Below are 18781 nucleotides of genomic sequence, written 5' to 3' on the forward strand. Positions count from 1 at the left end.
TCATCACTATTTCCCTCCCAAACGAACTTTTTTTCAAAAAAACGTATTTTTTTCCTCAAGAAATCAGAAGCAGCGCCGTTAATAAAAGTAACTTTGAGAGAACTACTTGGTTTTCCGAGACGTCGGAAACCGCTACATCGGAAAATCAATTGGAGAAATCACCATGGCAGTGAATGTAAATACAAACGTATCGGCGATGACCGCTCAGCGTTACCTAAACAACGCAAACTCAGCTCAACAAACTTCAATGGAGCGTTTGTCTTCAGGCTTTAAAATCAACAGCGCAAAAGATGACGCTGCGGGTCTACAAATCTCGAACCGCTTGAACGTTCAAAGCCGTGGTTTAGACGTTGCGGTACGTAACGCGAATGATGGTATTTCAATTGCACAGACCGCTGAAGGTGCAATGAATGAGACAACCAACATCCTACAACGTATGCGTGACCTATCTCTACAATCTGCAAACGGCTCTAACTCAAAAGCAGAGCGTGTTGCGATCCAGGAAGAAGTAACGGCACTAAACGATGAGCTTAACCGTATCGCTGAAACGACATCATTTGGTGGTAACAAGCTGCTGAACGGCACGTACGGTACCCAGTCTTTCCAAATCGGTGCAGACAACGGTGAAGCAGTAATGCTTAACCTTAAAGATATGCGCTCAGACAACCAAATGATGGGTGGCAGCAGCTACGTCGCTGAAAACGGTAAAGGTAAAGACTGGTCGGTTGCTGGCGACAAAGCAGACCTGACTATCTCGCTAAAAGACAGCTTTGGTGAAGAGCAAGAGTTCACTATCAACGCAAAAGCTGGCGATGATATTGAAGAAGTAGCAACTTACATCAACGGTCAAACTGACCTAGTGAAAGCATCTGTAGGTGAAGATGGTAAGCTACAGATATTTGCGGGTAACAACAAAGTTGATGGTGCAGTATCTTTTTCTGGTGGGCTTTCTGGTGAGTTAGGCCTAGATGAGGGTAAAGCGGTAACAGTAGATACGATCGACGTAACATCTGTTGCAGGTGCACAAGAGTCTGTAGCTATTGTTGATGCGGCACTGAAATACGTAGATAGCCACCGTGCAGAGCTAGGTGCTTTCCAAAACCGTTTCAACCACGCAATCAGCAACTTGGATAACATTAACGAGAACGTGAACGCATCGAAGAGCCGTATCAAAGATACAGACTTCGCGAAAGAAACGACTCAAATGACCAAGTCACAAATTCTATCGCAAGCGTCAAGCTCAATTCTTGCGCAAGCGAAACAAGCGCCTAACTCAGCGCTAAGTCTACTAGGTTAATTCATTAACTTAAGACAGGAACCTCATTGGCTCGTGGTGAGAGATGAGCGAGTAAACCCAGCTTCGGCTGGGTTTTTTTCGTTTTGATGCCTAAGTGGCTAAGCGGTAACCAAAAATAGTGTGCAGGTGAGATGTAAATCACAGTTAAGAGTGTCGATTAAAAAAATCGCAAAAAAAATTAATTTTCTCCTAAAGGATATCCAAAGGTCGCCGTTAAAGGGACTGAGAGAAATGAGATGTACCTAAGTGAGGTGAGAGACACGAGGGTGCATTAGCAAAAGCCTTAAGGAGATCAATTATGGCGATTAACGTTAATACTAACGTCTCTGCAATGACCGCACAGCGTTACCTAAACCAAGCGGCTGAAGGTCAACAAAAATCAATGGAGCGTTTGTCTTCGGGCTACAAAATCAATAGCGCGAAAGATGATGCTGCAGGTCTACAGATTTCAAACCGTTTGAATGCACAGAGCCGCGGCCTAGATATGGCGGTAAAAAATGCAAACGACGGTATTTCTATTGCACAAGTAGCTGAAGGTGCAATGAATGAATCGACCAACATCCTACAACGTATGCGTGACCTATCGCTGCAATCTGCGAATGGTTCAAACTCTAAAGCTGAACGTGTAGCGATCCAAGAAGAAGTAACAGCGCTAAACGATGAGCTAAACCGTATTGCTGAGACAACTTCGTTCGGTGGTAACAAACTTCTAAACGGTACTTACGGTACTCAATCTTTCCAAATCGGTGCAGACTCTGGTGAAGCCGTTAAGCTTTCTATGGGTAACCTACGCTCAGACACGACAGAAATGGGTGGTAAGAGCTACGCTGCAGAAGAAGGTAAAGATGCGTCTTGGAAAGTAGGCGACAACACAGAACTAAGCATGAAGTACACAACTAAGCTTGGTGAAGAGAAAGAAGTTACTATTCAAGCGAAGAAAGGCGACGACATCGAACAGCTTGCGACCTACATCAATGGTCAAAATGAAGATGTAAAAGCTTCTGTTGGTGAAGATGGCAAACTTCAAGTATTTGCTGCGACTCAAAAAGTAAATGGCGAAGTTGAGTTCTCTGGCGGTCTAGCGGGTGAGATCGGCTTTGGCGACGCGAAAGACGTATCTGTAAAAGATATTGACGTGACTTCAGTTGCTGGCGCTCAGGAAGCGGTTGCTGTGATTGATGGCGCACTTAAATCTGTAGACAGCCAACGTGCGTCTCTAGGTGCATTCCAAAACCGATTCGACCATGCGATCAGCAACTTAGACAACATTAATGAAAACGTTAATGCATCTAAGAGCCGCATTAAAGATACAGACTACGCTAAAGAAACAACTGCGATGACGAAGTCGCAAATTCTTCAGCAAGCGAGTACTTCTATTTTAGCTCAAGCAAAGCAGTCTCCTTCTGCAGCGCTAAGTCTACTGGGCTAATTGGGTCGACTAAGCCTAAGTTTTAGGTCACCATAGCGATAGAACTCTATCGCTAGCTATTAAGGTGGAAGGGAGAGTGTGATGGAAATATCCTCTTACGCATCGAACATCCAGCCTTACGGCTCACCTAGTGGCATAAAAGTTGCTAAAGAAAATGGCGGAGACGAAGCTAGAATTTCAAGTCCAACAGGGGCTAGCACTGTAAGTTCAGTGCAAGAACCTGAGCATGACTTCTCTGTTCAAGCGGCATTAGAAATTGCTGAACAGCAAAAAGAGCTGAACAGAGAAGAGCGACAAAAGATTGTGGATCAAATGAATGAGTTTGTTACATCCATCAATAAAGGCGTCGCATTTCGTGTGGATGAAGAATCAGGTAGAGATGTAGTGACGATTTATGAAGCCACCACTGGTGATGTAATTCGCCAGATACCTGATGAAGAAATGCTGGAGATATTACGTCGTCTAGCCGCACATTCTGCTAACACAGGTTTGTTAGTAGAAAAGGTGTAAGTCGTTTTTGAGGTGATTTGATGAGTTTAGGCCCTTTGGGTATGTCTGGTGGCATGGATATTAATTCCATGGTCAGCAAAATTGTGGATGCGGAGCGTGTGCCAAAACAGCAACGCATCGACAATGAGCGAATGAAGATAGACACCAGCATTAGTGCCTATGGGCGACTCAGAGAATCATTGGATACGATGAAAAATCTCATGGCGAATTTTCGTCAAGAGAAAGCATTTGCCGTTCGTAAAGTTGATACAACGGACGATGCTGTCGTGTCAGCAACTGCAACCACTGATGCTATAGCTGGTAAGTATGCTATCGATGTGTTGCAGCTTGCACAGAGCCATAAATTGGCGTCGGATGTTGTTCCTGAAGACGCAAAATTTGGTCCTGGTAAGCTGCAGATTTCATTAGGTGACAAAGACTTCGAAGTTAATGTCAGTGCTGGTACCAAACTAGCCGATGTTGTTCGTGGAATAAATGGGGCCAAGGGTAACCCTGGTGTCCGTGCCTCCATCATTAACGATGTAGAAGGGCCACGTCTGATCCTTGCCTCGAACCAATCAGGCAAGGACCATCAACTTCATATCAATGTTGATTCTGAAGTGGGGAACCCACTTAAGAAATTTGAATACAAAACGTTAGAAGAGCGAGTAAAAGCGCTCGAAGACGCTCGCAATGCAGCGGAAGAGATCATTGGTCCGCTAACCTCTCCAGAAAATGACAAACTCGCTGATCCAAATGCTCCGCAAGAGCTTGATGAGCAAGGTAATCCTATTCCTCCTGAAGAAGCCTCATCTCCGCAGGAAAACGCCTCTGACGCTGATAAGAATGAACCTATTTCATCATTTGGTGCAGAAGCGGCAAAAGCTGGTCAAGCGGCGATAGATCAAGCGCAGAAGAAAGCAGGCATGATGCCTGAAGATAGCATCGGCGGCTGGTCAGAAGCGGCATCTGGTACTTTGCTGGACTCTTATCGCACGCCTGAGCTTGAACTCGATGAAAAAGCGATAGGAAAAGCTCCTGACATCCCTGGCTGGACAAACACCGCATCAGGTACGTTGACGGACTCTTATGTTACTGCGAAAGAAGCGCAGCAACAGCTAGAGCAAGAAAAAGCGGAGATTGAACAAAAAATCGCTGACGAGAAGCAGGAGCTGGACGAAAAAGTAGCTCGTGGTGAACTCACTCAAGATCAAGCTACTCAGATGCACAGGGCAAAGCTTGACCCCAAAGAGCGTGAAAAACTTGAAAAGATTGACGTCGCTGAAGCTAAATTAGAAAAAGCACAAAAATCGTTTGAGACTTACATGGGGATGGCTCAGGTTCAAGCGGGTCAAGACTCTCTAGTCGTACTTGATGGCGTTGCTCAACTTTCTAGCCACAACAACGTCATAGAAGATGCAGTTGAAGGTGTAAGCTTGAGCTTGAAAGGTACGACACCCAAGGACAAGCCTGCCGCAGAAATTGGCGTGGAATATGACAGGCAGAGTGTGCGCCAAGATATAGAGACGTTTGTTTCGGCATATAACAACTTTTATCAAACCTCCAAAGCTTTGTCTGGTGTTGACCCGATGACTGGACAAAAAGGCCCCTTAGCTGGTGATAGCACCGTTAGGAGTGCTGATTCTAGATTGAAGTCAGTGTTTTCGAGTCGCATTGAAAAAGCGCCAGAAAACCTCAAGTCACTCACTGAGTTTGGGGTCACCACCACTCGACAAGGTACTCTAGAGATAAACTATGAGATGCTTGATAAGCAGCTCAACAATAACTTTAACGAACTGGAAAAGTTTTTTGGCGGCAATACAGGTTTTGCTAAGCGGATAGAAGATGCCATTCATGGTATTACCGGAATCACGGGTTCTATCAGAACCAGAGAAAAAAGCCTTACAGAACAAAACTATCGTTTAAATGACGATCAGGCGGCATTAGATCGCCGCATAGAGGGGCTTGAAAAGCGTACCCATGACAAGTTTACAGCCATGCAAGACGCCACAGGCAAAATGCAGGGGCAACTCGGTGCATTAATGAGCGCGTTGGGTTAATAAATGGAATCTGAACTAGCAAGCTTGCGTGACCTCGATCAACTAATTTCTCAAGAATTAGAAAAAGTTGAACTAAATACTGAAGAAATTTTGCGTTTGGTCGATATTAGGGAACAGATGTTGCAAAACCTGCTGCCTATTGTCGAAGGCAATACTGATTTGAAGCAGGATGCGGAGTGGCAAGCAGTGGTCACTCGAACTAAAGAAATTGTTGAGCTGATGCAGTGTGAAACGAGCCAACTAGGGAAGCAGCTTCATAAGCTTCGTTACGGCCAACGTTCTCTTCAGCAGTACAAAAAATTTACATAAAAGAGGAATACTATGCGCGGTTCATTACAGGCATATAAAAAGGTTTCAGTTGACAGCCAACTAAGTGCTGCGTCTCCGCACAAAGTAATTCAAATGCTGATGGCTGGTGCAATTGAACGTTTGATTCAAGGCAAAGCAGCGATGCAAGCAGGCAACATTCCTGCAAAAGGTGAGCGTCTTGGTAAAGCGTTAGACATCATTATTGCACTGCGTAGCTGCTTATCTATGGATGACGGTGGTGACATTGCTTCAAACTTAGATTCTTTGTATGAGTTTATGATTACTCAGATTTCAGCGGCTAACCATCAAAATGATCCTCAGCCTATTGATGATGTGATCGATATTATTCGAGAGATCAAATCAGCATGGGACCAGATTCCACAAGAGTTCCACAACCTAACTGCGGCTGAAGTTGGTATTTAATATCGAAAACAATACTTTATGACAGACATAATGTATTGCTACTGATTGCACAACAGTTGGTGCATTAAAGTTTCAATCGAGCTCACACCTCTTTATTGCTTGGTTGCCTTATTTTTTTATTCAAATAAAATAGAAGTCATTAGTGGCCCTAATGGCTTTTTTTGTTGCTGATTTTCTTATTTTGTCTATCGTTATTTGAGACGGTCTCTTATTCGTTCACTCAAATTCGCTTATCAAGGTTTGGCCGCAACACACCAAAAACAAAGGCAATTATTCTTACTTATGCAAGGTTTGGCAAAGCTGCTTGTAATCGATGACGACGCCCCGAGTCGCTTGAATATAAGCAATATATTGGAATTTGTTGGAGAGAGTTGCGATGCTGTCAGCTCTAAACAACTGGACGAAGTGGATTGGTCTGGTGTTTGGTCTGGTTGTATTGTCGGCAATATATCCAATGCTCAAACGATGACGCAAGTTATTGCTTATTTGAGCCAAGCGCACCATATTCCTTTGCTTGTCATGGGACCGTTACCTCTTTCTGTTGATGAGCTTCCGAACTATGTTGGAGAGTTAGAGCTGCCTCTTAACTTTCCTCAACTGAGCGAAGCGCTGCGACATTGCAAAGACTTTTTGGGACGAAAAGGTGTCAACGTTGTTGCGTCTGCGCGAAAGAATACGCTTTTTAGAAGCCTTGTAGGCCAAAGTCGTGGTATCCAAGAAGTTCGTCATCTGATTGAGCAAGTATCGGGTACGGAAGCAAACGTATTGATCCTTGGTGAATCTGGCACAGGTAAAGAAGTTGTTGCTCGCAATATTCACTACCATTCAGCACATCGCAATGGCCCATTCGTACCGATTAATTGCGGCGCTATCCCGCCTGAGCTATTAGAAAGTGAACTCTTTGGTCATGAGAAAGGGGCATTCACGGGGGCTTTAACATCTCGAAAAGGCCGCTTTGAGCTCGCAGAAGGTGGCACGATTTTCCTTGATGAGATCGGTGATATGCCAATGCCGATGCAAGTCAAATTGCTACGTGTTCTCCAAGAGCGATGCTTTGAACGCGTTGGCGGTAACACGACGATTAAAGTTAATGTTCGTGTTGTTGCAGCAACCCACCGCAATTTAGAGCGCATGATTGAAGAGGGGTCGTTCCGCGAAGACCTATACTACCGCCTAAACGTTTTCCCAATTGAAATGCCCGCTTTAAAATCTCGTAAGCAAGACATCCCTTTGCTTCTACAAGAGCTGATGGCGCGTTTAGAAGCTGAAGGTGGATTGCCAATATGTTTTACACCACGAGCAATTAATTCACTGATGGAGCATCATTGGCCTGGCAACGTGAGAGAATTGGCAAACTTGGTTGAGCGTATGGTTATCCTTTACCCGAATAGTTTGGTGGACGTTAATCACTTGCCAACCAAATATCGCTACAGTGATATTCCAGAGTTCCAGCCGGAAGGAAATCCATTTACTTCTGTAGAAGAGCAAGAGAGAGATGTTTTCCAAGACATCTTCTCTGAAGACTTCAATTTTGACGAACAGAGTGATTTGGACCACAACCTTAATGCTCCGCAAGCTCTACCACCAGAAGGTGTGAACCTAAAAGAGCTTCTAGCTGATTTGGAAGTCAATATGATTAGCCAAGCATTAGAAGCGCAAGGTGGGGTAGTTGCCCGTGCTGCTGATATGTTGGGCATGCGCCGTACAACACTGGTTGAGAAGATGCGTAAATACAATTTACAGCGCTAGCCCTAGTTAAAATCGACAATAAAACCACACTTTTATGAGTGTCAACTTCTTGTCGAAGGGTTAACTTCATGATAAATATAAAGAATAGCTTGGCACGTTAATTGCGTACCAAGCTATTTTAGTATTTAAATGGCGATATCTCGACAGGCAGCAAATGGACAATAAAGCAAACCAGTCCCACTTAGACTCGGTAGAAAACCAAGTTGAGCAGTACAAGCAAGTTCTGGACGTAATGCCTGCCGGTGTCATCTTGCTCGATACACAAGGTGTCGTCAGAGAGGCGAACCCAGAAGCGCATCGTATTCTTGAAGTACCACTCGTCAACGAAAAGTGGTTTAACATCATTCAGGCGGCTTTCGACCCTCGTGAAGACGATGGGCATGAGATCTCCCTGAGAAACGGTCGTAAGGTGAGACTTGCGATTTCGGCCTCGACAACGGGGCAATTGATATTGATCACTGACCTAACAGAAACGCGCTTACTTCAATCACGTGTGAGTGATTTACAGCGTTTATCGTCTTTAGGTCGAATGGTGGCGTCTCTAGCGCATCAGGTTAGAACGCCGCTTTCAAGTGCGATGCTTTATGCCTCTAACCTTGCTGCTCCAAATTTACCACCTGCGACAAAAGAGCGTTTTCAAAGCAAATTAATGGATCGACTGCACGATTTGGAAAAGCAGGTCAATGATATGCTGCTTTTTGCTAAAGGTGGTGATAATAAGGTTATTAAGCCTTTCACGATTGCACAGTTAGTGGCCGAATTTCAGCCCATGGTTGAAACCGCTCTCAAGAACAATCAAATCGATTATTTCCAAGAGGTCGAGCAAGAGGATACGGTATTGCTTGGTAATGCCAACGCTATCGCATCAGCTCTTAGTAACTTAGTAATGAACGCGATCCAGATTGGCGGTAAAGAATCCCAAATTGATGTTTTCTTCCGACCTGTGAATGGAGAGCTGCGAATCTCGGTTCAGGACAACGGTCCTGGCGTTCCTGACGAACTACAAACCAAGATTATGGAACCGTTTTTTACAACACGTTCCCAAGGTACTGGTCTAGGGCTAGCCGTTGTGCAAATGGTCTGTCGTGCCCATGATGGCAGACTTGAACTTCTTTCAGAGCAGGGTGATGGAGCCTGCTTTACTATTTGCATTCCACTCGAGCGAGTGCAAGCAGAGTCTGAATAATGCTGACACTGCGAACAAGAATTACTGGAGAATCGTAATGGCGCAAAGCAAAGTGCTTATCGTTGAAGACGATGAAGGTCTTCGTGAAGCATTAGTAGACACACTTGCTCTAGCTGGCTATGAGTGGTTAGAAGCAGATTGTGCAGAAGACGCATTAGTTAAATTGAAATCCAATGCAGTTGATATTGTTGTCTCTGATGTCCAAATGGCAGGGATGGGTGGGCTCGCTTTACTGCGTAACATTAAGCAAAATTGGCCTAACTTACCTGTTTTGTTGATGACAGCGTATGCCAATATTGAAGATGCGGTATCAGCGATGAAAGATGGCGCCATTGATTACATGGCGAAACCTTTTGCGCCTGAAGTGCTGCTCAACATGGTGAGTCGTTACGCACCTATCAAATCGGACGATAATGGCGATGCCGTTGTTGCTGATGAAAAGAGCCTTCAATTACTTGCTCTTGCAGATAAAGTTGCTCGTACTGATGCAAACGTGATGATCCTTGGACCAAGCGGTTCGGGTAAAGAGGTGATGTCGCGCTACATCCACAATGCGTCAAACCGTAAAGACGGTCCGTTTGTTGCCATCAACTGCGCTGCAATTCCGGATAATATGCTTGAAGCAACGTTGTTTGGTTACGAGAAAGGTGCCTTCACTGGCGCGGTACAAGCGTGCCCGGGTAAGTTCGAGCAAGCACAAGGTGGCACTATCTTATTGGATGAAATCAGTGAGATGGACTTAAACCTACAAGCAAAACTGCTGCGCGTATTACAAGAGCGTGAAGTGGAGCGCTTAGGTAGCCGCAAGAGCATTAAGCTAGATGTGCGTGTACTTGCAACCAGTAACCGCGACCTTAAACAGTATGTGTCAGAAGGCAACTTCCGTGAAGACTTGTATTACCGCCTCAATGTGTTCCCAATTTCATGGCCTGCATTATGCGATAGAAAAGGGGATATCGAACCGTTAGCTAAACATCTTGCTGAAAGGCATTGTGGAAAAATGGGAATGCCAGTACCAAGTTTCTCTTACGCTTCAATCGAAAAACTATTGTGTTACCCGTGGCCAGGGAATGTGCGTGAGTTAGATAATGTTGTTCAGCGTGCCCTGATTTTAAGTGACAATGGCGATATCGAAGCTGAGCATATTCTTCTGGAAGGCGTTGACTGGCAGGATGCGAGTAGCCTGCAAAGCGTAGTTCAAAGTGGCAATGTAGTTGTACCAGATGTTAAACCTATCGCGGAAGTGGAACCACTGCGTGGCACGACAAGTAGCGAAGGTTTAGGCGGTGAACTGCGAGACCAGGAGTACGCGATTATTCTTGAAACCCTTATCGAATGTAATGGACGCCGCAAAGAAATGGCAGAAAAGTTGGGCATCAGCCCACGTACTTTGCGTTATAAACTTGCCAAAATGCGTGACGCGGGTATAGAAATTCCGGGTTAATGCATGGGTAAATAGCCATGAGACAAAAGAGTAGCTACACTATTGAGCCTATTGTCTTATGGCACGCTACTTGCTGCGTCAATAAATAGATTTATATTAGTCGTCAAACTTTTGGCTTAGAGGTGACAATGAAAATTGATGGTCTTCAATCACAAATGCGTGCCATGATGGTAGAGGCGAGCAATACTGCTCCCGTTGCAACTGGTGCAAAAGTGGGCGCAGATTTTGGTGATCTTTTAACTAAAGCCATCAATAACGTTAACTCATTGCAAAAAGCGTCTGGAGATCTACAAACTCGCTTTGACCGCGGTGACGCTGACGTATCCCTTTCTGACGTTATGATTGCACGAAACAAATCTAGCGTCGCATTCGATGCAACTGTCCAAATTCGAAATAAACTCATTGAGTCTTATAAAGACCTCATGAACATGCCAGTTTAATTTTAGGTAACAAGTGTGGCAGAACAGTCTACAGATTTAACCGTCTCTGATGGCGGAACCGATGGCGCTCTTGTCTCTAGTTCGGATATAGATGTTGAAGGTCAAAATCCAGATCTAGAAGAGCGCAGTGCATCAAAGTTTGATATGGCAGTAGGTGATCTCGATCTGCTGCGACAAGTCGTACTTGTACTTTCTATCTCTATCTGTGTTGCGTTAATTGTGATGTTGTTTTTCTGGGTCAAAGAACCAGAAATGCGACCACTTGGCGCGTATGAAACTGAAGAACTTATCCCAGTTTTAGACTACTTAGATCAGCAAAAAATCAATTATAAACTTGATGGTAATACGATTTCCGTCGAAGCGAGCGACTACAACTCAATTAAGTTGGGAATGGTTCGTGCAGGTGTCAATCAAGCGACTGAGGCTGGCGACGATATCCTTTTGCAAGATATGGGTTTTGGTGTGTCTCAGCGTTTGGAGCAAGAGCGTTTAAAACTCAGCCGTGAAAGGCAGCTTGCCCAAGCAATTGAAGAAATGAAGCAAGTTCGCAAGGCTCGTGTCTTACTTGCATTACCAAAGCACAGTGTTTTTGTCCGTCACAACCAAGAAGCTTCGGCATCGGTATTTTTAACTTTATCGACTGGAGCAAACCTGAAGCAGCAGGAAGTCGACTCTATTGTCGACATGGTGGCAAGCGCCGTACCTGGGATGAAAACGTCTCGAATTACAGTGACGGATCAGCATGGACGTCTGCTTAACTCTGGCTCACAAGACCCAGTTTCCGCCGCTCGCCGTAAAGAGCAAGAGCTTGAACGCAGCCAAGAGCAATCTTTGCGAGAAAAAATTGATTCTGTTCTTTTGCCTATTTTGGGGTACGGAAACTATACCGCGCAGGTTGATATTCAAATGGACTTCAGTGCCATCGAACAAACACGTAAGCAGTTTGATCCGAATACGCCTGCGACTCGCAGTGAATATGCACTTGAAGATTATAACAATGGCAACATGGTTGCAGGGGTGCCAGGTGCTCTAAGTAATCAGCCTCCTGCAGATGCATCTATCCCGCAAGATGTTGCGCAAATGAAAGACGGTTCGGTGCTAGGCCAGGGCTCAGTACGCAAAGAGTCAACTCGTAACTTCGAGTTGGATACGACCATTCGACATGAGCGTATGCAAACAGGGGTGATTAACCGCCAAACCGTTTCCGTAGCTATCAAAGAACATCGCAATGTTAACCCTGACACAGGTGAGGTGACGTATACACCGCTCAGTGAATCTGAAATTAACGCCATCCGTCAAGTTTTGATTGGTGCCGTCGGATTTAGTGAAGCGCGTGGAGACTTATTGAATGTTCTGAGCGTTAAGTTTGCAGAACCTGAAATGGAACAGTTGGCCGATACGCCAATTTGGGAGCACCCTAACTTTAATGACTGGGTTCGCTGGTTCGCAAGTGCACTTGTCATTATCGTGGTCGTTCTTGTTCTTGTTCGCCCTGCTATGAAGAAACTTCTCAACCCTGCGGCGGATGATGAAGACGAAATGTATGGACCTGATGGTCTACCAATTGGTGCAGATGGTGAGACCAGCCTGATTGGCAGTGATATCGAGAGTAGTGAACTGTTTGAATTTGGTTCAAGCATCGATCTACCAAACCTTCATAAAGATGAAGATGTGTTAAAAGCGGTTCGTGCGTTAGTCGCAAACGAACCAGAGCTTGCCGCTCAAGTAGTTAAGAACTGGATGTTGGATAATGGCTAACGATATTGTTCCTCAAGAAGAAAATGCGGGTGTACCTGCAGAAATTGACCCATCAACCATTTCTGGTGAAGAGAAAGCGGCAATTTTGCTGTTGAGTCTCAATGAACAAGATGCGGCAGGGATAATTCGCCACCTTGAACCAAAGCAGGTTCAGCGTGTTGGTAGTTCGATGGCGAGAGCGAAGGATCTTAGCCAGGACAAAGTTTCTGCGGTACATCGTGCATTTCTGGAAGACATTCAGAAGTACACTAACATCGGTATGGGCAGTGAAGACTTTATGCGTAATGCGCTTGTGGCTGCACTAGGTGAGGACAAAGCGAATAACCTAGTAGACCAAATTCTACTTGGTACTGGTTCTAAAGGTCTTGATTCATTGAAATGGATGGATCCTCGTCAGGTTGCCAGCATCATTGTTAATGAGCACCCGCAAATTCAAACTATCGTATTGTCATACCTAGAAGCGGATCAATCGGCAGAAATCCTATCTCAGTTCCCTGAACGCGTGCGTCTCGACCTAATGATGCGAATCGCCAACCTAGAGGAAGTTCAACCTTCTGCATTGGCTGAGCTAAATGAAATCATGGAGAAGCAGTTTGCTGGTCAGGCTGGTGCACAAGCCGCGAAGATTGGCGGTTTGAAGGCAGCAGCAGAGATCATGAACTACCTCGACAACAACGTCGAAGGTTTGCTCATGGAGCAGATTCGAGATCAAGACGAAGACATGGCGACGCAAATTCAAGATCTTATGTTTGTATTCGAAAACCTTGTCGAAGTGGACGATCAAGGTATTCAAAAATTGCTGCGTGATGTACCTCAAGACGTTCTGCAGAAAGCGCTTAAAGGTGCCGATGACTCTCTACGTGAGAAGATCTTCAAGAACATGTCTAAGCGTGCCGCTGAGATGATGCGCGATGATATTGAAGCAATGCCACCAGTACGTGTTGCAGATGTGGAAGCGGCGCAGAAAGAAATTCTGGCAATTGCAAGACGAATGGCTGATAGCGGAGAAATCATGCTATCAGGCGGCGCGGACGAATTCCTATAATCACTACAGCCCTGCACCATTCTCCGCAGGGCTCATTATCTTCAAAGCTAAGTACACAGTAGGTGCCCCATGGTCGGTGATAGAAAACGTGGCTTTATTCGCCCTGACGAAGAGGATTCGATGGTTGAACCTCAGCGCTGGGGGTTACCAGACTATGCCGATGCCAGCTCTAAGCAGGCGAAAGAGACCGCCTTTAATTATGACCCAGGGTGGGTGCCTAATTTTGATGAGCCTGAAGAAGAGCAAGTTCTTGAATTAACAGAAGAGCAAATCGAGTTAATTAAGCAAGGAGCGTATCAAGAAGGCTTGCATCAAGGCCAAGAGGCTGGTTTTAAGCAAGGCTACGAAAAAGGTAAAGATGAAGGCCTACAAGCAGGCCATGCAGAGGGCTTAGAACTCGGTAAAGTCGAAGGCGTGACTGCAGGTCAAGAGTACATTCAACAACAAGTTGAGACCTTTATTAATCTTGCTAACCAATTTGCTCAACCGCTTGAGTTGATGAATGCTCAGGTCGAAAAGCAATTGGTAGACATGGTGTTGTGCCTTGTAAAAGAAGTGGTTCATGTAGAAGTTCAAACGAATCCTCAAGTCATCCTTGATACGGTAAAACAGTCTGTCGAAGCATTACCAATCAGTGGACACCCGATCACTTTGCATCTTAACCCCGACGATGTATCCATCATTCGCTCTTCTTATGGCGAGAGTGAGTTGGAGTTCCGTAACTGGACGCTTGTAGCAGAGCCTGCGTTAAATCGTGGTGATGTACAGATTTCCGCGGGAGAGTCGAGTATTAACTACCGAATGGAAGAGCGCATCAAGCAAGTGATCCAGAGTTTTTGTGGAGCCAATCGCCATCAAGGAGGCGAGTAAGCCATGCTTGCGTTAGCTGAGCGCCTCAAAAGCTACAAAATCGAAGGGCTTACCACGAGGCCTGTTGCCTCAGGGAAGCTCGTTAGAGTTGTGGGCTTAACACTAGAAGCAACAGGCTGTCGTGCTCCAATTGGTAGTTTGTGCTTGGTTGAAACTATTTCCGGACATATGGAAGCAGAAGTCGTAGGTTTCTCTGGTGACAATCTATTTTTGATGCCGAGTGAGCAAATCACAGGGATTCTTCCTGGCGCGAGAGTGACGCCACTGACCAGCGAAGCGGGCCTGCCGGTAGGCATGGAGCTTTTGGGGCGCGTTATTGATGGCGTTGGTAACCCGCTTGATGGATTGGGGCCTCTGTACACAGAGCAGCGTGCATCTTTCAATGCCGAACCCATCAACCCTCTGTCACGTAAACCGATCTCTGAACCACTCGATGTTGGCTTAAAAGCGATTAACGGTTTGTTGACGGTTGGTAAAGGTCAGCGTATCGGTCTGTTTGCAGGTTCCGGTGTGGGTAAATCGGTAACTCTAGGCATGATGACTCGAGGAACAACTGCTCAAGTTGTGGTGGTTGGCCTGATTGGTGAGCGTGGCCGAGAAGTAAAAGAGTTTATTGAGGAGATTCTTGGCGAAGATGGGCGACGTCGTTCTGTTGTTGTCGCCGCTCCTGCTGACGCATCACCTCTTATGCGTTTGAAAGGTTGTCAAACGGCGCTAACGATTGCCGAATATTTTCGAGACCAAGGCTTAGATGTTTTGCTTCTAATGGACTCACTAACCCGTTTTGCTCAAGCTCAGCGTGAAATAGCTTTGTCGGTCGGTGAACCGCCAGCAACTAAAGGCTATCCACCGAGTGTTTTTGCTAAGCTTCCTGCGCTCGTAGAGCGTGCTGGTAATGGCAGTCCAGAGCAAGGGTCAATTACGGCATTTTTTACAGTATTAACAGAAGGTGATGACCTTCAAGACCCAATTGCTGACGCATCACGAGCGATTCTTGATGGCCACATTGTACTTTCTCGTGAAATGGCGGATGCCGGTCATTACCCTGCGATTGATGTAGAGAAGTCAGTCAGTCGTGTTATGCCGCAAATTACGACTGAGGAGCATGTTCTGATGTCAAAAGCGGTACGTCAGGTATTGTCGATTTGTCGCAAGAACCAAGACTTGGTGTCAATCGGAGCGTACAAGCCGGGCACCGATCCAGCTATTGATGGTGCATTTACCATCAAACCAAAACTGGATGAATACCTACAACAGCGGATGAAAGAGTCGGTTCCTTACGACATGTGTGTGAATATGTTGAAAAGCCTCTTGGGTGGGTAATAGCCTATGAATAATGCGATGGAATTCTTGCTTGAGCAGGCAAAAGAGTGTGAAGACCAAGCAGTGCTTGCACTCAACAAAGCGCGCACTGAGCTAGAAGATTACTACCGCCAAGTAGAACAAATCGAAAAGTATCGTCTTGATTACTGCCAGCAGCTCGTAGACCGTGGTATGGCGGGGCTTACTGCAAGTCAATACGGGCATTTGAATCGATTCCTCACGCAATTAGATGAAACGCTATCTAAGCAGAAGCAAGCAGAAACCCACTTCAAGGAACAAGTAACGAACTGCCAAGATTACTGGTTAAACATGCGCAAAGAGCGCATGTCTTACGAGTGGATGATTGAAAAGCGCGAGAAAGAAAAACAAGCGGCGGAAGCTAAGCGAGAGCAGAAGCAAATGGATGAGTTTTCTACCTTGCTCTACAGCCGAAAGCCACAACGTTTCTGAGTTTTATCACTCGACGGTTTCAAGCAAGGTGCGTAGATAGCACCTTGCTCAATTCCTTCAAACCCTCAAGTGAATCAAGTTCCATTACTACCATTCTTTGAGTCAGTGCCCAAGGGCGCAAATCTATTCGCTAAACAACGTCATCATAATTGTGTGCACCAACATGAACACAGCTACCTAACATTTGTCTCTCCTTCGAACACGAGTGAAAATTTCGTTCTTCTTTCAACCAGGTTAACCACAGTTCAGTTTGGTCTCTTTTTATCTGCTGTTGGCGTGATTTTTGCAGATTAGCTATCAATATCGGGTCTTGTGACCTAAGTTTGCCGCCAAAGTGCAATCCGACAGCGATATGCTCAACGCTGCCGATGATGAGAGTGTTTATATGAATGTGAATTTATCGAATGTTTCTGCAACCAATAAGGTGTCGGTCACCGATTCTTCTAGTAAGGTTGCTGAAGATAACCCTGAAAGCAAAGGTTTTTTTGAAACCTTAGCTGGGGTGTTTAGTGATTCACAAAAAGCAGAGAAGGCGGTGGCAAAATCTGATGCACCTGACGCTTCGGTAGAGACCAAAGATGAAGTGGTTAACGATGCTTCAGCAGACTCAGAAGCTGAAAGCCAAGCAAAAGTCTCTGTGGAAGGTGGTGAAGCTGATAAAGTTGCTTCCACAGAGTCAACCGATGAACTGCTTGAGCAGAGTGAATCCAAAGCAGCAGGTGCACAAAATGGCGACCCCGAAAGTAAATCAATTAAAGCTGAATTAGATACTGCAAGTCGTTCCACCTCTCCAGACTCTAGCGAAATGACAAAGGGAGCGGAGGCGACGTCGACTGGTTCTGAATCAGCTTCACTGGCTGCGAAGCCAACTCAAGACTCTCAAACGAACATTGCCCAAACCAAATCTTCCGAGCAACCACAGACCGAGCAAGTGAAGAGCGCGATGGGAGAAGGTCAGCAGCTACTTGGGCGTATTGAGCAAGCAAACCAAACGCTTCAATCAAACGAGCTTTCTGTAGATAGTGGCAAAGCATTGCCACCAGAAAGCGTTATGGTATCGGCGGGCGCTAGTAATGTGCAAAGTGCTCGCCTAACTTCGGAGCAACAAAAAGCTTTAGCGACAGATACGTCTATCAAAGGGATGGAGACGACTTCTTCGGTTGACCCTGAAAAAGTGATGCTAGACGCTGATGGCAAGCCGCTAGTTGTCGCTTCGAATGCGTCAAACGTACAACATGTGCCAAACATTTCTCAGCCACAACAAGGTGGTGACATCCCATCAGCGGCGCAGATTGATTGGAACTCACCAAGCACACAGGCGGTCCATGCGGAAGCGATGGTAAATGCGACGACCCAAGCAGCCGTCAATGGTCAAGTCGTAGCACAAGGCGCTCAAGCGCTAGTCGGTACAGAAGCTCTTAATCAGGCAATACCACTAGAAACAGCACCACTAGAAAGCGAGGCAGTTGAAGTACAACGCGTAGCTCTTGCTGTGCTGGACGTTATTGATACCAAGTTAGCGCAGGGTGAGCCTCTGTCTGCAAAAGAAATCGAGATAATTGAAGGGCTAAAATCTGGCGAGTTGGTCGCGGATATCCCAGAGCAAGAGTTAGCCCAATTTGTCGCTTTACCTAGTGATGTGAAAGTGGCGATGGCCGAGCATCAAGCAACGCTTAATCAAAGTCGCGTAGCGGCTTCAGCGGTGAGTGCTCAACAAGCGCACCAACTTGCTACGCAAGACCTAAAACATGCAGTAACGCAAGCCAATGTGCAAACAACGGTGACATCAAATGCAGATAAAGCTGCGGCGATGGCGGCAATGCCAGATACCTTGGTTGCAGCCAATATGACCCCTGCAGCGCACGCAGGTGCGAATCCAGACTTAAGTAAAAAGGCAATGAGCGCAAGTCTAGCGGCTGGCGCACTGAAAGGCACTTCACACCAGCAGGACAAACCAGAAGCCCAGCATGGTTTAGCGGGACAAATTCAAGCAGCAGCAGGTCAGCAAGGCGTAACGGCCCAGCAACAAGCGCGAGTTGATGCGGCTCAGCAAGCTCAATTACCACTGCAGCTAACCAAAGAGCTAGCCAATGAACAAGTTGCAGAAAAAGTGCAGATGATGATGACGAAGAATCTTAAGAACCTCGATATCCGCTTAGATCCGCCAGAGCTAGGGCGTATGCAGATCCGCATGACAATGAACAACGATTTAGCCAATGTTCATTTTACGGTTAGTAATCCACAAGCTCGAGATTTGATTGAACAGACGCTACCTCGTTTAAGAGAAATGCTTGCTCAACAAGGTATGCAGCTTGCTGACTCTTCTGTTCAGCAGCAGAGTAGTGGTCAACAACAAGGGTATACCGCATCAGAACAGTCTGGAAAAGGTGGCTCAGAGCGAGGTTTTTCTGGTCAATCAGATGAAAACTTTGATGCTGATGTGAATCTTGATTTGAATGTGACTTCAAAGCGTGATGGAATTAGTTTTTACGCATAAAATATCAGAGTT

The 18781-nt window shown here is 45.8% G+C and carries 16 protein-coding genes; all 16 read left to right on the top strand.

Going from position 1 to position 18781, the window contains the following annotated elements; all coding sequences use genetic code 11:
- The first annotated feature begins 163 nt into the window (after positions 1 to 163).
- The 16 genes from BSZ04_RS12350 to BSZ04_RS12425 all read left to right on the top strand — a co-directional run bounded on the left by BSZ04_RS12350 (position 164) and on the right by BSZ04_RS12425 (position 18769).
- Positions 164 to 1297, top strand: a complete 1134-nt coding sequence (locus BSZ04_RS12350) for a flagellin (RefSeq protein WP_088880494.1) — start codon at positions 164 to 166, stop codon at positions 1295 to 1297.
- 298 nt (positions 1298 to 1595) lie between these two features.
- Complete coding sequence (locus BSZ04_RS12355; RefSeq protein ID WP_088880495.1) at positions 1596 to 2726, top strand: flagellin; 1131 nt, start codon at positions 1596 to 1598, stop codon at positions 2724 to 2726.
- 81 nt (positions 2727 to 2807) lie between these two features.
- The gene (gene flaG / locus BSZ04_RS12360; protein WP_088880496.1) at positions 2808 to 3236 is read left to right on the top strand and encodes a flagellar protein FlaG; all 429 of its coding nucleotides are present in this window, start codon (positions 2808 to 2810) and stop codon (positions 3234 to 3236) included.
- 20 nt (positions 3237 to 3256) lie between these two features.
- Positions 3257 to 5275: a flagellar filament capping protein FliD gene (gene fliD / locus BSZ04_RS12365; RefSeq protein WP_038884883.1), complete on the top strand. Its 2019-nt coding sequence runs from the start codon at positions 3257 to 3259 to the stop codon at positions 5273 to 5275.
- A gap of 3 nt (positions 5276 to 5278) precedes the next feature.
- Entirely contained in the window at positions 5279 to 5584 is a 306-nt protein-coding gene (locus BSZ04_RS12370; protein WP_010449635.1) for a flagellar protein FliT, read from the top strand.
- Positions 5585 to 5596: 12 nt separating this feature from the next.
- Positions 5597 to 6007, top strand: a complete 411-nt coding sequence (gene fliS / locus BSZ04_RS12375) for a flagellar export chaperone FliS (RefSeq protein WP_010449633.1) — start codon at positions 5597 to 5599, stop codon at positions 6005 to 6007.
- A gap of 282 nt (positions 6008 to 6289) precedes the next feature.
- Complete coding sequence (locus BSZ04_RS12380) at positions 6290 to 7756, top strand: sigma-54 dependent transcriptional regulator (RefSeq protein WP_088880497.1); 1467 nt, start codon at positions 6290 to 6292, stop codon at positions 7754 to 7756.
- A 154-nt stretch (positions 7757 to 7910) separates the two neighbouring features.
- Complete coding sequence (locus BSZ04_RS12385; RefSeq protein WP_010449629.1) at positions 7911 to 8942, top strand: sensor histidine kinase; 1032 nt, start codon at positions 7911 to 7913, stop codon at positions 8940 to 8942.
- Positions 8943 to 8979: 37 nt separating this feature from the next.
- Positions 8980 to 10386: a sigma-54-dependent transcriptional regulator gene (locus BSZ04_RS12390; protein WP_038884879.1), complete on the top strand. Its 1407-nt coding sequence runs from the start codon at positions 8980 to 8982 to the stop codon at positions 10384 to 10386.
- A 128-nt stretch (positions 10387 to 10514) separates the two neighbouring features.
- The gene (gene fliE, locus BSZ04_RS12395; RefSeq protein WP_010449625.1) at positions 10515 to 10826 is read left to right on the top strand and encodes a flagellar hook-basal body complex protein FliE; all 312 of its coding nucleotides are present in this window, start codon (positions 10515 to 10517) and stop codon (positions 10824 to 10826) included.
- A gap of 15 nt (positions 10827 to 10841) precedes the next feature.
- On the top strand, positions 10842 to 12584 hold the full coding sequence (gene fliF, locus BSZ04_RS12400; RefSeq protein WP_010449622.1) for a flagellar basal-body MS-ring/collar protein FliF: 1743 nt from the start codon (positions 10842 to 10844) through the stop codon (positions 12582 to 12584).
- The gene (gene fliG, locus BSZ04_RS12405; RefSeq protein ID WP_010449620.1) at positions 12577 to 13629 is read left to right on the top strand and encodes a flagellar motor switch protein FliG; all 1053 of its coding nucleotides are present in this window, start codon (positions 12577 to 12579) and stop codon (positions 13627 to 13629) included. The genes fliF and fliG overlap by 8 nt, the downstream gene beginning before the upstream one ends.
- A 69-nt stretch (positions 13630 to 13698) precedes the next feature.
- The gene (gene fliH / locus BSZ04_RS12410) at positions 13699 to 14499 is read left to right on the top strand and encodes a flagellar assembly protein FliH (protein ID WP_088880498.1); all 801 of its coding nucleotides are present in this window, start codon (positions 13699 to 13701) and stop codon (positions 14497 to 14499) included.
- 3 nt (positions 14500 to 14502) lie between these two features.
- A complete protein-coding gene (gene fliI, locus BSZ04_RS12415; RefSeq protein WP_010449616.1) occupies positions 14503 to 15822 on the top strand; it encodes a flagellar protein export ATPase FliI in 1320 nt (439 codons plus the stop codon).
- A 6-nt stretch (positions 15823 to 15828) separates the two neighbouring features.
- Positions 15829 to 16272, top strand: coding sequence for a flagellar export protein FliJ (fliJ, locus tag BSZ04_RS12420; protein WP_088880499.1), 444 nt, complete (start codon positions 15829 to 15831; stop codon positions 16270 to 16272).
- A 385-nt stretch (positions 16273 to 16657) separates the two neighbouring features.
- Positions 16658 to 18769 carry a flagellar hook-length control protein FliK gene (locus BSZ04_RS12425; RefSeq protein WP_088881594.1) on the top strand — a complete coding sequence of 704 codons (2112 nt, stop codon included), beginning with the start codon at positions 16658 to 16660 and terminating at the stop codon, positions 18767 to 18769.
- Positions 18770 to 18781: the final 12 nt, after the last annotated feature.

Origin of the sequence: Vibrio rotiferianus (assembly GCF_002214395.1) — a bacterium.
GTDB classification, from domain to species: Bacteria; Pseudomonadota; Gammaproteobacteria; order Enterobacterales; family Vibrionaceae; genus Vibrio; species Vibrio rotiferianus.

Excerpts from the sequence above, each read along its gene's own strand:
- BSZ04_RS12350 (WP_088880494.1), top strand. The coding sequence starts at position 164 with ATGGCAGTGAATGTAAATACAAACGTATCGGCGATGACCGCTCAGCGT.
- BSZ04_RS12355 (WP_088880495.1), top strand. The coding sequence starts at position 1,596 with ATGGCGATTAACGTTAATACTAACGTCTCTGCAATGACCGCACAGCGT.
- flaG (WP_088880496.1), top strand. The coding sequence starts at position 2,808 with ATGGAAATATCCTCTTACGCATCGAACATCCAGCCTTACGGCTCACCT.
- fliD (WP_038884883.1), top strand. The coding sequence starts at position 3,257 with ATGAGTTTAGGCCCTTTGGGTATGTCTGGTGGCATGGATATTAATTCC.
- BSZ04_RS12370 (WP_010449635.1), top strand. The coding sequence starts at position 5,279 with ATGGAATCTGAACTAGCAAGCTTGCGTGACCTCGATCAACTAATTTCT.
- fliS (WP_010449633.1), top strand. The coding sequence starts at position 5,597 with ATGCGCGGTTCATTACAGGCATATAAAAAGGTTTCAGTTGACAGCCAA.
- BSZ04_RS12380 (WP_088880497.1), top strand. The coding sequence starts at position 6,290 with ATGCAAGGTTTGGCAAAGCTGCTTGTAATCGATGACGACGCCCCGAGT.
- BSZ04_RS12385 (WP_010449629.1), top strand. The coding sequence starts at position 7,911 with ATGGACAATAAAGCAAACCAGTCCCACTTAGACTCGGTAGAAAACCAA.
- BSZ04_RS12390 (WP_038884879.1), top strand. The coding sequence starts at position 8,980 with ATGGCGCAAAGCAAAGTGCTTATCGTTGAAGACGATGAAGGTCTTCGT.
- fliE (WP_010449625.1), top strand. The coding sequence starts at position 10,515 with ATGAAAATTGATGGTCTTCAATCACAAATGCGTGCCATGATGGTAGAG.
- fliG (WP_010449620.1), top strand. The coding sequence starts at position 12,577 with ATGGCTAACGATATTGTTCCTCAAGAAGAAAATGCGGGTGTACCTGCA.
- fliH (WP_088880498.1), top strand. The coding sequence starts at position 13,699 with ATGGTCGGTGATAGAAAACGTGGCTTTATTCGCCCTGACGAAGAGGAT.
- fliI (WP_010449616.1), top strand. The coding sequence starts at position 14,503 with ATGCTTGCGTTAGCTGAGCGCCTCAAAAGCTACAAAATCGAAGGGCTT.
- fliJ (WP_088880499.1), top strand. The coding sequence starts at position 15,829 with ATGAATAATGCGATGGAATTCTTGCTTGAGCAGGCAAAAGAGTGTGAA.
- BSZ04_RS12425 (WP_088881594.1), top strand. The coding sequence starts at position 16,658 with ATGAATGTGAATTTATCGAATGTTTCTGCAACCAATAAGGTGTCGGTC.